We start from the raw sequence: 15,113 nt of genomic DNA on the forward strand, positions 1-15,113 counted from the left end.
GCTGAAGAGCCGTTCGCTGGCAAGCCAGCTCCTACGGCAGGAGAATGGCCCGCCGCAAAAATCGCTGGTCAAGCGCAGGACGTCTATGCGCCACTAGCGCCTTCATTGAAAGAGCTGAAGCCGCCGCTGTCCGTCGCGGCCAGCATGGAGATTCCCGTTATGAGCGAGAGTGTGTTTGCCGATCGCATCGTGCAGAACCTGCTCGACACCGACTTCTACAAACTGACCATGATGCAGGCGGTGCTGCACAACTACCCCAACGTGGAAGTGGAATGGGAGTTTCGTTGCCGTAACAGCGAGGATCTGCGGCCGTACCTGGCAGAGATCCGCTACCAGTTCGAGCGCCTGGCGGAACTCAGCCTGAGCGCCGACCAGCTGGGCTTTCTCGAACGCATCAGCTTTCTCAAACCGGATTTCCTGCGTTTTCTCGGGCTGTTCCGCTTCAACCTGCGCTACGTGCACACCGGCATCGAGGACGGCGAGCTGTTCATCCGTCTGCGCGGCCCCTGGCTGCACGTGATCCTGTTCGAAGTGCCGATGCTGGCCATCATCAGCGAAGTGCGTAACCGCTATCGCTACCGCGAGATCCAGCTGGTGCAGGCCCGGGAACAGTTGTATCGCAAGTTCGACTGGCTGACCGCCAACGCCAGCAGCGAGGAACTGTCCGAGCTGCAAATGGCGGATTTCGGCACCCGCCGACGCTTTTCCTACCGGGTTCAAGAAGAAGTGGTGAACGTGCTCAAGCACGATTTCCCCGGGCGTTTTGTCGGCACCAGCAACGTGCACCTGTCCCGCGAGCTGAACATGAAGCCCCTGGGCACCATGGCCCACGAATGGATCATGGCCCACCAGCAACTGGGGCCACGGCTGATCGACAGCCAGATCGCCGCCCTCGACTGCTGGGTCCGGGAATACCGCGGCCTGCTGGGCATCGCCCTGACCGACTGCATCACCACCGATGCCTTCCTCGGTGACTTCGATCTGTTCTTCGCCAAGCTGTTCGACGGTCTGCGCCACGACTCCGGGGACCCGATCCTCTGGGCGGAAAAAGCCATCGCCCACTACCACAAGCTGGGCATCGAGCCGATGAGCAAGACCCTGGTGTTCTCCGACAGCCTGACCCTGCCCCGGGCCCTGGAAATATTCCGCGCGCTGCGCGGGCGGATCAACGTCAGCTTTGGCATCGGCACCAACCTGACCTGCGATATTCCCGGTGTCGAGCCGATGAGCATCGTGCTTAAAATGGCCGCCTGCAATGGCCAGCCCGTCGCCAAGATCTCCGATGAAGCGGGCAAGACCCATTGCAAGGATCCCAACTTCGTCGCTTACTTGCGCCACGTTTTCCAAGTACCTGCCCAACCTGGCAAGGAGTGAATCATGCAAGCCGTACAGCGTGAGATTGCGCAGCAGCTCAAGGTCCAAGCCCCTTTTTCCGACCACGCCGCCCTGGAGGCGGAAGTCGCCCGACGCATCGGTTTTATTCAGGATTGCCTGGTCAATTCCGGGCTCAAGTCCCTGGTGCTGGGCATCAGCGGCGGCGTCGACTCGCTGACCGCCGGCCTGCTGGCCCAACGTGCGATGCGTGAACTGCGCGAACGCAGCGGTGACGACAGCTATCGCTTCATCGCGGTGCGCCTGCCCTATGAAACCCAGTTCGACGAACACGATGCCCAGGCCTCGGTGGACTTCATCAACCCCGACGAGCGCCACACGGTGAACATCGGCCCGGCGGTCAAGGCCCTGGCCAGTGAAGTAGCGGCCTTCGAAGGACAGCACGCGGTGTCCCGGGACTTCGTCCTCGGCAACACCAAGGCACGGATGCGCATGGTGGCCCAGTACACCATCGCCGGCGCCGCCCAGGGCCTGGTGATCGGCACCGACCACGCCGCCGAAGCGGTGATGGGTTTCTTCACCAAGTTCGGTGACGGCGCCTGCGACCTGGCGCCCCTGAGCGGACTGGTAAAGAACCAGGTGCGCTCCATTGCCCGCTATTTCGGCGCGCCGGAATCCCTGGTGGAAAAAGTCCCTACCGCCGACCTTGAAGACCTGTCCCCGGGCAAACCGGATGAAGCGTCCCACGGCGTCACCTATGCCGAGATCGACGCCTTCCTGCACGGCCAGCCGGTGCGCGAGGAAGCCTTCAAGATCATCTGCGACACCTACCGCAAGACCCAGCACAAGCGCGTGATGCCCTTTGCCCCATGACCCACCTCGTTCTGTAGGACCCGGCTTGCCGGCGAAAGGGCCGCTTGATGCTGCACAAGGCTCAAGGGCCTGTTCGCGGGCAAGCCCGCTCCTACAGATGCACCCACAAAAAAGCGCCCCGAGGGGCGCTTTTTTTTGCAGCTGGGCCTGATGCTTACTTCAGGATCACAGCGCCTTTCATCATCGAGTTGTGGCCTGGGAACGAGCAGAAGAACTGGTAGCTTTCGCCCGCGGTCAGCTTCGACACGTCGAAGGTCACCGAGTCTTTCTCGCCGGCACCGATGATCTTGGTGTGGGCGATGACGCGGGTGTCGCCTTCCTTCAGGTAGCTCTTGTCGATGCCAGCGGCCATGCCGTCGGTGGCGATGCCGGCCATGTCTGCGGTTTTGCTCAGGACCCAGTTATGGCCCATGACGTTCTTCGGCAGGCTGCCGGAGTGGGTCAGGTTCACGGTGAAGGTCTTGCAGCTCTTGTCGATGGTGATTTCCTTAGTGTTGAAGGACATCTGGTCGGTAGAGTCGACATCGACCTTGCATTCGGCAGCCATCAATTGGCTGCTGGCCAGTGTCAACAGGGATACCGCAACGAGTTTGGCAAACATGGTGAATCTCCAAGGCAGGGTTAACAAAATCCATCTGAATCCATGGGACCGAAGACTGCCTGAATTTCTCCCAAGTTCCTATGATGTGCATCAAAAAATTGTATACAACTCTCTGCTATCGGGCCGATCGAGACAATTAAACAGCCAGCGCCCAACGTGCTCCCTAAACTGCGACCACCTGCACTTTCCGGAGCCTTGATCATGCCCTTCAACAGCCTGTTTCGCAGCTTGCTCGCCGCCTACGCCTGTGGTGCCAGCGGCACCCATGAAACCCCGCAACGCGAGGTTTAATGCTTGGAGCCACGCCTGCCTGCCTTTACTCTGAGGCCCTCAATGACCTCGGAGTAAGGCATGTCGTTAACATCTGTCTGTGTATTCTGTGGCGCCAGCACCGGCACCAACCCTCTGTATCGTGAAGCCGCCCAGGCCCTGGGCCGGGCCATTGCCGAGCGCAAGCTGACCCTGGTCTACGGCGGCGGCGCGGTGGGCCTGATGGGCATCGTCGCCGATGCAGCCCTGGCGGCCGGCGGCGAGGTCATCGGGATCATTCCGCAAAGCCTGAAAGACAAGGAAATCGGCCACAACGGCCTGACCCGCCTGGAAGTGGTGAACGGCATGCACGCGCGCAAGGCGCGCATGGCCGAACTCAGCGATGCCTTCATCGCCCTGCCCGGGGGCCTGGGCACCCTGGAAGAGTTGTTCGAAGTCTGGACCTGGGGCCAGCTGGGCTATCACCACAAGCCCCTGGGCCTGCTGGAAGTGAGCGGCTTCTATGAAAAACTCAGCGGTTTTCTCGACCATATCGTCGGCGAAGGCTTCGTCCGCGCCCCGCACCGTGACATGCTGCAAATCAGCGACTCGCCCGCCAGCCTGCTGGATGCCCTGGACGCCTGGAAACCGTCGGTGGCGGACAAGTGGGCCGACAGCAAACCCAGTTAACGGTCACCGCCCGATTACAGGCAGAATACGCGCCGCTCAACCTCACCTTCGACCCCAGAGGATCGCCCATGGCCAAACCCAATTACTCCTTCGCCAAACGTCAACGTGACTTGGCCAAGGAACAGAAGAAAGAGGAAAAGCTGCAACGCAAGAAAGCCGCCGCCGAAGAAAGCAACGCAGCGGATGCGGACCCTGAAGTGAGCATCGACGACGCCGAACCCCAGGCCCCCCAGGCCTGACCTGCCCCGTAGGAGCTGGCTTGCCAGCGAAAGCGCCTTCCAGCCCTACGCCGTCTTCACCGTCAAGCCGGCGCCTACACGATTGGAGATGGCCGCGTCATGCCAGGGGCATGACGGTGACCCGGACATCAGGGTCATGGCTGCCCCCACCCAGAATCACTCCCCGCAACGGCGACACATCGGAAAAATCCCGGCCCCAGGCCAGGGTGATGTGTTCCAACGCCGGCTGCACATTGTTGGTCGGGTCGAAATCCACCCAGCCCAGCACCGGGCAAAACACTGAAACCCAAGCATGGGAAGCATCGGCACCGATCAGCCGCGGCTGCCCCGGCGGTGGCTGGGTCAGCAGGTAGCCGCTGATGTAGCGCGCCGCCAGCCCCCGCGAACGCAGGCAGGCGAGCATCAGGTGCGCGAAGTCCTGGCACACCCCACGGCGGCGCTCCAGCACCTCCACCAGGGGCGTGGCCACCTGGGTCGCCTCGGCATCGAAGGTGAACTCGCTGAAGATTTTCTCCATCAACGCCTGGACGCCCAGCAGCAAGGGTCGGCCCGGGGGAAAACAGCTGGCGGAAAACTCGACGAAGCTTTGCTTGAGGTGCACATAAGGCGACTCGAAGCGATACCGGCAGGCATCCAGCACCTGGGGCGCCAGGGGCCTGCCGCTGTAGCTCAGGCTGTTGCGGGCAGCGTCCCAGGCCTCGGAAGCCGCGAAGTCCAGGGGCGGCCGGTCCAGCACTTCGACGCTGAGCTGGGCGTTGACCTGCAGTTCATCATGGGGCCGTTCGAAAGCCAGCCGGGTCAGGGGATTGCCGAACACATCCTGTTCGTCGCGGCGGCTGGTGGGTTCGGGGCTGATCAGCAACTGCCGCTCGCTGCACTGTTGCCAGGCACAGGCCCGGGGCCACAGGTGCGCCAGTTGCTGGGCCAGGGACACCGGGCTGTCATAGCGGTAATGGGTGTCGTGGAATATCTGGTAACGAGCGCTCATCAGACCGACACCGTTTGCTGGCTGACATCATCCACATGGGCGAAATGCCGCAGGGCCAGGCGATCGGAAACCTGTCCGCTGACCTCGGCGATCTCCTGCAAAAGGTCCGCCAGCCCCTCCAGCGCCGCCCGCACGCTGGCCTGGCCGAACAGCGAGTTCTCAAGGCAGCCCAGGTCGAAATGCGCCAGGCGCTCCACCAGCTTGGGCAGCGCCAGGTCGCGCGGCACGCCGAAGTCGTCATTCAGACGCTTGAGGGTGCGGGTCACCAGCTTGAGCTGGAACAGCACCGCGTGGGGGTTCTGCTCGTCGAGCAGCAACAGGTCGAGCACCGGGATCAACTGCGCCACGGCCAGGTAACGCGAGCGATAGGTGATGCTGCTGTTGCCCAACTCCAGCAGCCACTCCAGGCCCGCCTGATCGAAGGCCGCAGTGCCCCGCAGGAAGGCCGCCAGGCTGCTGCTGAGAAATTGCAGGCGCTCGATACGCCGGCCGATCATCAGGAAGCGCCAGCCTTCGTCCCGGGTCATGTCGTCCAGGGCAAAGCCCGAAAGCGCCGCCAGGGACATCACCAGGCGATTGAGAAAGTCCAGCAGCTCTCCGAAGTCCGGCTCCTGGGTATCCAGCTCCTGGGCCTCGCGCTGCAACTCCACCAGGGCCTGCCAGTTTTCCCGGGACAGCTTGCCGCGCACCTGGGACGCCGCCCACTGCAGGCGCTGCAGGTTAGAGCGCAGGCTGAACGACCAGTCCTCGCCCAGCAGGGCCGCCAGCAGGCGCTCGGGCAACTCGCCCTCCTCCGGCAGCAGCATCAGGCTTTCCCCCAGGTCCACCGCGGCGCGCAAGGCTTGCGGGTCATCGCCATCGACGTAGCGCGCCAGCATGATCCGCAACAACCGCGCGCTGTCGTCACAGCGCTCGCAGTAACGGCCGAACCAGTACAGGTTCTCGACCACACGCGATGGCAGGTAGGGGTCGCGACGCACCAGATCGTAGACGCCAATGGTGCGCTGGGCCTTCCACTGCTCGCCGCTGGGGGCCCGTTCCCCCAGCACCCAGGTGTCCTTGCTGGCGCCGCCGCGCTGCATCGACACCGCGTCGGCGTCAGCCTCGGCGGCGACCCGGGTCAGGCCGCCGGGCAGGACCCGGTAGCCTTCATCACTGGCCACCGCGTAGACCCGCATGCCAATCGCCCGTGCTTGCAACCGGCCGTCCTCGGCCTGCCAGACCGGCGCCTGGGACAGTTGCGGCAGCTCCTGGGCGACATAGGCATACGGCCGCGCGCGCATGCGCTCGGCCAGGCGCTGGCGCTGCTCGGGACTCAGGTCGCGGCCCAGCACCGGGGTAAAGCTCTGGGATGGAAACGCCGGTTTGATCAACAGTTGCGGAAGTTTTTCCAGGGCCTGTTGCAGCACAGGCGCCTCACCGCACCACCAGGTGGCGATGGACGGCAGGAGCAACTCCTCGCCCAGCAGGAACTGACTGATCTTCGGCAGGAAGCCCAGCAGCCCGGGAGACTCCAGTACCCCGCTGCCCAGGGCATTGGCCACCAGCACCCGGCCCTGGCGCACGGCGTCGAGCAGGCCGGGCACCCCCAGGGCCGAATCGGTACGCAGCTCCAGGGGATCGCAAAAATCATCGTCGAGGCGCCGCATGATGGCGTGCACCCGACGCAGGCCGCTGAGGGTCTTGAGGTAGACCGTGGCGTCGCGCACCGTCAGGTCGCCGCCTTCCACCAGCGGGTAGCCCAGCTGGCGCGCCAGGTACAGGTGCTCGAAGTAACTCTCGTTGAAACGCCCCGGAGTCAGCAGCACGATCAGCGGCGCCTCGGCATCCCGGGGGGCCTGGCGGGCCAGGGTTTCCTGCAGGGTGCGGAAGAAGCCGGCCAGATGCTGCACTTGCAGGTCGCGGTACAGATCGGGAAAGGCCCGGGACACGATCATGCGATTTTCCAGGGCATAACCGGCCCCCGACGGCGCCTGGGTCCGATCGGCAGTGACCCACCAGCGACCATCGGGGGTGCGCGCCAGATCCACCGCATACAGATGCAGGAAGGTCGCCTCGGGCGGCTGGATGCCCTGGCACGGCCAGAGGAAATTGTTGTGCCCGAACACCAGTTCGGCAGGCAACAGCCCTTCGCTGATCAGGCGCTGCGGGCCGTACAGGTCCGCCAGCACGGCATTGAGCAGGCGCGCCCGCTGGGCGATCCCGGCCGACAACTGCTGCCACTCCTCCACCGGGATGACATGGGGCAGCAAATCCAGCTCCCAGGGCCGGTCGGCCCCCTTGGGATCGGCATAGACGTTGTAGGTGACACCGTTCTCGTGGATCTGCCGGGTCAGCAGTGCCTGGCGCTGAGCCAGTTGCGCGGGGCTGCTGCGCTGCAGCTGTTCGAGCAGGCGCCGCCAGTGCGCCCGCACCGCACCCTGGTCATCCAGCAGCTCGTGGTAGGTACCCGCCGTCAGCGGGTAGCGGTCTAGCAAGTCAGGCATGGAACACTCGGCAGACGGCAGGAAAAGGCAGATTAACCCACAGCCATGACGCCCGGATATGGCTATATCGCGGGCGTCGCAGCGGGACTAAAAGCGTCGTAAATCCAGGGTCATGGGCATTTCCTGGTTATGGGTCGGCGGCGCAGCCCGCAGGCTGCCGGGGCTGTGGCCGTGGCGGAAAAAGCGCGCCATGCGCCGGCTTTCCGCTTCATTGGCATTGACCGGCAGGCTGTCGTAGTTGCGTCCTCCAGGGTGGGCCACATGGTATTGGCAACCGCCCAGCGAGCGCTGCATCCAGGTATCCAGCAGGTCGAACACCAACGGCGCATGGACCGGGATCATCGGTTGCAGGCAGTTGGCCGGCTGCCAGGCGCGAAAGCGCACCCCGGCGACGAACTCGCCCACCCGCCCGGTGGGCTGCAAGGGCAGCGGCACGCCGTTGCAGGTCAGCACATGCCGCTCGGGCGTCAGCCCGCTGACCTTGACCTGCAAGCGCTCCAGCGAGGAGTCGACGTACCGCACCGTGCCCCCGGCCGCGCCCTCTTCCCCCAGCACATGCCAGGGCTCCAGGGCCTGGCGCAACTCCAGTTCGATACCGCCGACGGCATAGTCGCCCACCTTGGGAAAACGAAACTCCCGGTGCGCGGCAAACCACTCGGCCTGCAAGGGATAGCCCGCGGCCTGGAGCTCCAGCAGCACATCGGCGAAATCCTGCTCGATGAAATGCGGCAGCAGAAAGCGATCGTGCAGCTCCGTGCCCCAGCGCGCCAGCCGGGCCGGAGCGTAGGGCTCGCGCCAGAAGCGCGCCACCAGGGCCCGCAGCAGCAACTGCTGGACCAGGCTCATGCGCGCGTGGGGCGGCATCTCGAACGCGCGCAACTCCAGCAGCCCGAGACGCCCGGTGGCGCCATCCGGCGAGTACAGCTTGTCGATGCAGAACTCGGCGCGGTGGGTGTTGCCGGTGACATCGATCAACAGGTTGCGCAACAGGCGGTCCACCCGCCACGGCGGGCACTCCTCGCCCGGCGCGGGCATCTGCGCGAAGGCAATTTCCAGCTCGTAGAGCGCATCGTTACGGGCCTCGTCGACCCTGGGCGCCTGGGACGTGGGGCCGATGAACAAACCGGAAAACAGGTAGGACAGCGACGGGTGGTTGTGCCAGTAGCTGATCAGGCTGCGCAGCAGGTCCGGGCGGCGCAGAAACGGCGAGTCCCCCGGGGTGGCGCCGCCCAGGACGAAATGGTTGCCGCCGCCGGTGCCGGTGTGGCGCCCGTCGATCATGAATTTCTCGCTGGTCAGGCGGGTCTGCCGTGCCTGCTCGTAGAGGAACTCGGTGCGCTCCACCAGCTCGTCCCAACTCACCGAGGGCTGCACGTTGACCTCGATCACCCCCGGGTCCGGGGTCACCCGGAAGTTGCCCAGGCGCGGATCCGCCGGTGGCTCGTAGCCCTCCAGCAGCACCGGACACTGCAACTCGGCGGCGGTGGCCTCGATCACGCTGACCAGTTGCAGGTAGTCCTCCAGTCGCTCCAGCGGCGGCATGAACAGGTACAGGCGCCCCTCCCGCGCCTCGGCGCACAACGCGGTGCGGGTCAGCCAGTCGGCGGATTGGTCGATCGCGGGAACCCGCTCCTGGGCGGCGGCCGCCTCGGCGATATCCGCCAGTTGCGGTGGGCCCGGCAGGTCCGCAAAGTCCTGGTTCGGGTCCTGGGGGTGAATGAAGGGGTACTCCGCCGCCGTCACCCAGGGCTGGGACGCCAGGGGCAAGCGGTAGCCCAGGGGCGAATCCCCGGGCACCAGGCGGCAGTGGGTGTCGCGCAGGTACCAGCGCCCGCTCTGCCACTGGTCGCCCTTGGCCGTGCGCGCCAGGGGCAGTACCTGGCCGATGACTTTGTCCAGGCCCTGGCTGAACACCTTGCGCAGCCGCTGACGCTCCAGGGCGTCTTCCAGCCGCGAGTCTTCGGCGCTGACGTTCAGCGGCAGGCGGCCTTCGCGCCACAGGTAGTAGAAATGGTCCTCGTAGGCGGGGAACACGAAGCGCGCCGACAGTTTCAGGCGCTCGGCGACAGAGGCCAGAAAACGCCCGGCCAGTTGCGCATCGGCGGCGTAATCCTGGTGCTCGTCGGCAATCAGGGCATGGTTGTGCCAGATCGGCACGCCGTCGCGCCGCCAGTAGCAGTTCAGCGACCAGCGCGGCAATTGCTCCCCCGGGTACCACTTGCCCTGCCCGAAGTGCACCAGCCCCTGGGGGGCGTAGCGCTGGCGCAGGCGCTGGAACAGCTCGCCGGCCAGGCGGCGCTTGTTCGGCCCCAGGGCCGCGGTGTTCCATTCGGCGCCGTCGGGATCGTCGATGGCCACGAAGGTCGGCTCGCCGCCCATGGTCAGGCGCACATCGCCTTGCTGCAGCTCATGGTCGATCTGCCGCCCCAGGGCCTGGATCGCCGCCCATTGCTCATCGGTGTAGGGCTTGGTCACCCGGGGGGCTTCCCAGATCCGCTCGACACTCATGGCGTGACTGAACTGGCACTCGCAGGGTTCCACCAGACCGCTGATGGGCGCCGCTGAAGAAGGATCGGGGCTGCAGGCCAGGGGTATATGCCCTTCCCCGGCAAACAGCCCGGAGGTGGCATCCAGGCCGATCCAGCCGGCACCGGGCAGGTAGACCTCGCACCAGGCATGCAGGTCGGTGAAATCCACGTCGGTGCCCGAAGGACCGTCCAGGGCCTTGACGTCCGCGCTCAGCTGGATGAGGTAGCCGGAGACGAACCGCGCCGCCAGTCCCAGGTGGCGCAGCAGCTGCACCAGCAGCCAGGCCGAGTCACGACACGAGCCCGACGCATTGACCAGGGTCTGCTCCGGGCTCTGCACCCCGGGCTCCATGCGGATCAGGTAGGCAATGTCGTCGCTGAGCCGCTGATTCAGGCCCACCAGGAAATCCACGGTCGGCACTGGCGCGCGCGGGATGGCGTCCAGGTAGGCCTGGAAGGTCGGGGTCAGAGGCAGGGTTTCCAGGTAGGGCGCCAACTCCCGCCGCTCATCGGCGGCGTAGCTGAATGGGATCTGCTGCGCGTAGGGCTCGAGGAAAAAATCGAAGGGATTGAACACCGCCATTTCCGCCAGCAGATCCACTTCGATGCGCAGTTCGGTGGTTTTCTCCGGGAACACCAGGCGCGCCAGGTAATTGCCCTGGGGGTCCTGTTGCCAGTTGATGAAATGCTCCTCGGGCTCAACCTTCAAGGCATAGGCCAGAATCCGCGTGCGGCTGTGGGGCGCCGGGCGCAGGCGGACGATCTGCGGGCCCAGCTCGACGGCGCGGTCGTAGCGATAGTGCGTGACGTGGTGCAATGCGACATGGATCGACACGGCGTGCCTCCTGCGAGCCTGAGCGGTGGATGGACCCGCGCAAGACTTATGCCAGCGCACAGATCCGGGGGTTTTGTTCAACGACTCGGGGCAGTACAGCACCAAAACCGCGCAACCGGTGCATCCCTGTGCAAGGGATTGCACGAAAATGCACCCGCCGACCGGGCCAGCATCAACGGCGCTTGCGCGGTTGCCTGGCGGCAGCCTGGAGGCGCCGACGCTCGTGGCGGATCTCCAGCAGGCGTTCACGCATCTCCCGGTACCGCCGGCTGTTGAGCAACAGCAGGCCGAGCAGTGGCACGAGCATGGCGCACAGGTACACGCCCTGGTGCGGACGGTACTGGAACATCGGCACCACCAGCAGCAGGCAGGTCAGAAAGTAGCCGGCCACCAGCCACACCGCCCAGGCCACACCGCGCACGATCAGCAGGTTGCCCAGCACCAGCAGCGGAATCAGCAGCAACAGGCCCAGCAGCAGGTAGTCGTCGCGCTGGGCCGGCGCCATGCCCCGCCAATAGGTGGTTGCGCACAGGGACAGCAGCAGCGAAGCGCTGAAGCAGCCGAGCAGGACCGTAAGCATGAAAATCGGAAAATAACGCGCGAGGAACTCAGCCATCCGGCCGCCGCCAATCACTGGTCGAACTCCTCGTAGAGGCCCACCGCCAGGGTCTTCACCGTGCCCAGGTTGCCGGAGCTGTAACTGCCGGCGGTGCTCAGGGCGGCGCCCAGGGCGTCCTTCATCTGCGTCAGGGTGGCGTGCTTGATCTGCGCCGACGAGTAGCGCTTGGGCAGCCCCCCTGCCCGTTGCTGCAACTTGAGCAGTTTGGGCGTCAGGCTGGGGTCGCGCAGGCTGAGCAACTCCTTGGTCAATTTGGCCCGCTCCTGGCGATTGAGGCCCTTGAGCAACTGCACCCAGCTTTTGCCGGTGCCGGCGGCCTTGCTGGCCTTGAGCAGCTTGACCGTGGTCAGCGCCGAGCCGCCGACGCCCACCAGCGAGATGCCGTCGAGGATCGGCGAGACGGTGTTGTACCACTCGGCGTCGTCCATGCGGTCGTTGGCCGCCGGGTCCTGGATCTCGTTGATCACCCGGGCGCCACCGATGGCGCACTGGGCAGTGCCCGCCGCGGCGACGGTGACTCCCAGGCCGACCATCCACGCGCTGGCGCCGGCGGTGAACGGCACGGCGATGCTGCCACTGAAGACCACCAGCCAGCCGATGACCGCGGCGGTGCAGGACAGCGTGGTGTTGAACGATTCGGTGGCCAGGCGGGATTCCCGGGGGTTGTTCTTCACTTGATCGACGAACTGCTGGGGCGCGATGTACTTCTTCGCCTCCCGCAGGATGATGCGCTTGGGCGTGATGCTGCAGATCGGCTTGAATTCGCGCAGGGTCACCACGTTGAAGTCGGCATCGATGTACACCACCCCGGCGCCGACAATCGCTGGGTCGGCGTCAATCGCGGCGAACAGGCGCGGCAGGTTGATCTGGCTTTCGATACGTTGGCGGGCAAGAAACTGCGAAGGGCTGGAGTCCATGCCAATGGCGGCTAACGAGCTGGTCACGGGATTCATCCTTGGTCTGGCGATTGAAAGCTGCCTGATGGCCTCAAGCCATCCCGGCACTAGGGCGATAAAAACCCGGCAACCTTAACAAAGCCCTGGCGATTTGTTGCCCGCGCTCGGGCAAAAAAATCCAGCGCCCTAAAAGCAAAACGCCAGCTCGGCGGCTGGCGTTTTGTGGGTTTAGCGCGGTACCACCGGCTTGCGGGTCGGCTTCTTGCCTTTGCCCTTGGCGGCGTCGGCACGCTCCTTGGCGGCCTGCTTGTTGCGGGCGAACGCCGCAGCCTTGGCCTGCTCGCGCTTGTCCCAGGCATTGCCGCCGTCGCTGCCACGCGGTGGCAGGCCGGTGTGCTGGGTGAGGATCCGGGTTTCCTTGGCCACCTTGTGGCTGCCAGCCGGGGTCGAGTTCTTGCGCCGGGCGCTCTGGTAGCTGTCGGTGGCCGGTTGATGGGCCGGAATCAGCTGGTGCTTGCCCGGGCCGATCAGGTCGCCACGGCCCATGCGCAGCAGGGCCTCGCGCAGCATCGGCCAGCCCTTCGGATCGTGATAGCGCAGGAAGGCCTTGTGCAGGCGGCGTTGCTCCTCGCTCTTGACGATGGTCACGCCGTCGCTCTTGTAGGTGACCTTGCGCAGCGGGTTCTTGCCCGAGTGGTACATGGCGGTGGCGGTGGCCATCGGCGACGGGTAGAACGCCTGCACCTGGTCGGCGCGGAAGCCGTTGCCCTTGAGCCACAGGGCCAGGTTCATCATGTCTTCATCGGTGGTGCCCGGGTGGGCGGCGATGAAGTACGGAATCAGGTACTGCTCCTTGCCCGCTTCCTTGGAGTACTTCTCGAACATGCGCTTGAAGCGGTCATAAGTACCGATGCCCGGCTTCATCATCTGGTTGAGCGGGCCTTCCTCGGTGTGTTCCGGGGCAATCTTCAGGTAGCCGCCGACGTGGTGGGTCACCAGCTCCTTGACGTACTCCGGCGATTCCACCGCCAAGTCGTAGCGCAGGCCGGAAGCGATGAGGATCTTCTTCACCCCGGGCAGGGCGCGGGCGCTGCGGTACAGCTGGATCAGCGACGAGTGGTCGGTGTTCAGGTTCGGGCAGATGCCAGGGAACACGCAGGACGGCTTGCGGCACGCGGATTCGATCTCCGGGCTTTTGCAGGCGATGCGGTACATGTTCGCGGTCGGGCCGCCGAGGTCGGAGATCACCCCGGTAAAACCGGGAACCTTGTCGCGAATTTCTTCGATCTCGCGAATGATCGACTCTTCGGAACGGTTCTGGATGATCCGCCCTTCGTGCTCGGTGATGGAGCAGAAGGTACAGCCGCCGAAGCAGCCACGCATGATGTTCACCGAGAAGCGGATCATCTCGTAGGCCGGGATCTTTTCCTTGCCATAGGCCGGGTGCGGAATGCGCTGATACGGCATGCCGAACACGTAGTCCATTTCCTCGGTGGTCATGGGAATGGGCGGCGGGTTGAACCACACGTCCACTTCGCCATGTTTCTGCACCAGGGCGCGGGCGTTGCCCGGGTTGGTTTCCAGGTGCAGCACGCGGTTGGCGTGGGCGTACAGGACCGGGTCGTTGCGCACCTTTTCCATGGACGGCAGGCGGATCACGGTCTTGTCCCGGGTCATGCGCGGGCTGGCGAGGATCTGCACCACCTTGGCTTCGTTGGGGTCTTCGACCGGGCCCTTTTCCTGCTCGATGGCGCAGGCGGCGGTGTCCTGGGTGTTGACGTAGGGGTTGATGATCTTGTCGATCTTGCCCGGGCGGTCGATGCGGGTGGAGTCCACTTCGTACCAGTCTTTCGGTGTGTCGCGGCGGATGAAGGCGGTGCCGCGCACGTCAGTGATGTCTTCGATCTTGTGGCCGTAGGACAGGCGCTGGGCCACTTCGACGATGGCCCGCTCGGCGTTGCCGTACAGCAGGATGTCGGCGCTGGCGTCGATCAGGATCGAGTTGCGCACCCGATCCTGCCAGTAGTCGTAGTGGGCGATGCGGCGCAGGGAGGCTTCGATGCCGCCGAGGACGATCGGTACATGCTTGTAGGCTTCCTTGCAGCGCTGGCTGTACACCAGGCTGGCGCGGTCCGGGCGCTTGCCCGCCAGGCCGCCGGGGGTGTAGGCGTCGTCGGAGCGGATTTTCTTGTCGGCGGTGTAGCGGTTGATCATCGAGTCCATGTTGCCGGCGGCGACCCCGAAGAACAGGTTCGGCTCGCCGAGCTTCATGAAGTCGTCTTTGGACTGCCAGTTGGGCTGGGCGATGATCCCCACGCGAAAGCCCTGGGACTCCAGCAGGCGGCCGATGATCGCCATGCCGAACGACGGGTGATCGACGTAGGCATCACCGGTGACGATGATGATGTCGCACGAATCCCAGCCGAGCTGATCCATCTCCTCCCTGCTCATGGGCAGGAATGGCGCTGGCCCGAAACATTCGGCCCAGTACTTGGGATAGTCAAATAACGGCTTGGCTGCTTGCATGTCGATGACCGGTGTTGGCTTGAATAGGGACGCGATGGGTATCAGGAAAATTCGCGGGCGCGGAATATAGCACAAAAAATAACCAATTCCGACCAAAAGGGTCGGAATTCATTTTCATGTCACGCGAGCGGCTGGCGCAGTGACGGTGCTGACAATTTATCTGAAGCTGGGTTACGACTGGACATGGGGCCGCTGCGCGACCCAGCGGGAGCAAGCTCCCTCGCCACAGGCGGCCACCACCATGGCGTGCG

General features: G+C 64.7%; 11 protein-coding genes. 4 read left to right on the top strand and 7 right to left on the bottom strand.

Features of this window, described 5'->3' with window-relative positions; all coding sequences use genetic code 11:
* Nucleotides 1-159 precede the first annotated feature (159 nt).
* Together pncB and nadE are read left to right on the top strand one after the other, a co-directional pair.
* Nucleotides 160-1,374, top strand: a complete 1,215-nt coding sequence (pncB, locus tag GGI48_RS12005) for a nicotinate phosphoribosyltransferase (protein ID WP_016967879.1) — start codon at nt 160-162, stop codon at nt 1,372-1,374.
* Between the two features lie 3 nt (nt 1,375-1,377).
* Nucleotides 1,378-2,205: an ammonia-dependent NAD(+) synthetase gene (gene nadE / locus GGI48_RS12010; RefSeq protein ID WP_047301368.1), complete on the top strand. Its 828-nt coding sequence runs from the start codon at nt 1,378-1,380 to the stop codon at nt 2,203-2,205.
* A gap of 154 nt (nt 2,206-2,359) precedes the next feature.
* Here the strand turns inward: nadE and azu are convergent, their stop codons facing one another.
* On the bottom strand, nt 2,360-2,806 hold the full coding sequence (gene azu, locus GGI48_RS12015; RefSeq protein ID WP_047301366.1) for an azurin: 447 nt from the start codon (nt 2,804-2,806) through the stop codon (nt 2,360-2,362).
* Nucleotides 2,807-3,157: 351 nt separating this feature from the next.
* Between azu and GGI48_RS12020 the strand changes: the two genes are divergently transcribed.
* Nucleotides 3,158-3,745 carry a TIGR00730 family Rossman fold protein gene (locus tag GGI48_RS12020; RefSeq protein WP_179598465.1) on the top strand — a complete coding sequence of 196 codons (588 nt, stop codon included), beginning with the start codon at nt 3,158-3,160 and terminating at the stop codon, nt 3,743-3,745.
* 68 nt (nt 3,746-3,813) lie between these two features.
* A complete protein-coding gene (locus GGI48_RS12025; protein WP_179598467.1) occupies nt 3,814-3,984 on the top strand; it encodes a hypothetical protein in 171 nt (56 codons plus the stop codon).
* A 97-nt stretch (nt 3,985-4,081) separates the two neighbouring features.
* On the opposite strand, the gene GGI48_RS12030 is transcribed toward GGI48_RS12025, so the two are convergent.
* From GGI48_RS12030 to GGI48_RS12055, 6 genes are all read right to left on the bottom strand, one after another.
* Nucleotides 4,082-4,972, bottom strand: a complete 891-nt coding sequence (locus GGI48_RS12030; RefSeq protein WP_047301364.1) for a transglutaminase N-terminal domain-containing protein — start codon at nt 4,970-4,972, stop codon at nt 4,082-4,084.
* The gene (locus GGI48_RS12035; RefSeq protein WP_016966116.1) at nt 4,972-7,458 is read right to left on the bottom strand and encodes a circularly permuted type 2 ATP-grasp protein; all 2,487 of its coding nucleotides are present in this window, start codon (nt 7,456-7,458) and stop codon (nt 4,972-4,974) included. Before GGI48_RS12035 ends, GGI48_RS12030 begins: the two co-directional genes overlap by 1 nt.
* Before the next feature lie 87 nt (nt 7,459-7,545).
* Nucleotides 7,546-10,821 (bottom strand): DUF2126 domain-containing protein, encoded by a 3,276-nt coding sequence (locus GGI48_RS12040; RefSeq protein ID WP_179598469.1) that lies wholly within the window; start codon nt 10,819-10,821, stop codon nt 7,546-7,548.
* A 172-nt stretch (nt 10,822-10,993) separates the two neighbouring features.
* Nucleotides 10,994-11,455 (bottom strand): hypothetical protein, encoded by a 462-nt coding sequence (locus GGI48_RS12045; RefSeq protein ID WP_047301358.1) that lies wholly within the window; start codon nt 11,453-11,455, stop codon nt 10,994-10,996.
* Complete coding sequence (locus GGI48_RS12050) at nt 11,452-12,393, bottom strand: NAD synthetase (RefSeq protein ID WP_085984431.1); 942 nt, start codon at nt 12,391-12,393, stop codon at nt 11,452-11,454. The genes GGI48_RS12045 and GGI48_RS12050 overlap by 4 nt, the downstream gene beginning before the upstream one ends.
* A gap of 171 nt (nt 12,394-12,564) precedes the next feature.
* Nucleotides 12,565-14,862 carry a YgiQ family radical SAM protein gene (locus GGI48_RS12055; protein WP_047283691.1) on the bottom strand — a complete coding sequence of 766 codons (2,298 nt, stop codon included), beginning with the start codon at nt 14,860-14,862 and terminating at the stop codon, nt 12,565-12,567.
* Nucleotides 14,863-15,113: the final 251 nt, after the last annotated feature.

The sequence above is a fragment of the Pseudomonas protegens genome, from assembly GCF_013407925.2.
Classification (GTDB): Bacteria; Pseudomonadota; Gammaproteobacteria; order Pseudomonadales; family Pseudomonadaceae; genus Aquipseudomonas; species Aquipseudomonas fluorescens_AP.

Bases quoted from the DNA above. Each gene is read 5' to 3' on its own strand.
- GGI48_RS12035 (WP_016966116.1), bottom strand. From the start codon at position 7,458: ATGCCTGACTTGCTAGACCGCTACCCGCTGACGGCGGGTACCTACCAC.
- GGI48_RS12020 (WP_179598465.1), top strand. From the start codon at position 3,158: ATGTCGTTAACATCTGTCTGTGTATTCTGTGGCGCCAGCACCGGCACC.
- GGI48_RS12025 (WP_179598467.1), top strand. From the start codon at position 3,814: ATGGCCAAACCCAATTACTCCTTCGCCAAACGTCAACGTGACTTGGCC.
- nadE (WP_047301368.1), top strand. From the start codon at position 1,378: ATGCAAGCCGTACAGCGTGAGATTGCGCAGCAGCTCAAGGTCCAAGCC.
- GGI48_RS12030 (WP_047301364.1), bottom strand. From the start codon at position 4,972: ATGAGCGCTCGTTACCAGATATTCCACGACACCCATTACCGCTATGAC.
- GGI48_RS12050 (WP_085984431.1), bottom strand. From the start codon at position 12,393: ATGAATCCCGTGACCAGCTCGTTAGCCGCCATTGGCATGGACTCCAGC.
- pncB (WP_016967879.1), top strand. From the start codon at position 160: ATGAGCGAGAGTGTGTTTGCCGATCGCATCGTGCAGAACCTGCTCGAC.
- GGI48_RS12055 (WP_047283691.1), bottom strand. From the start codon at position 14,862: ATGCAAGCAGCCAAGCCGTTATTTGACTATCCCAAGTACTGGGCCGAA.
- azu (WP_047301366.1), bottom strand. From the start codon at position 2,806: ATGTTTGCCAAACTCGTTGCGGTATCCCTGTTGACACTGGCCAGCAGC.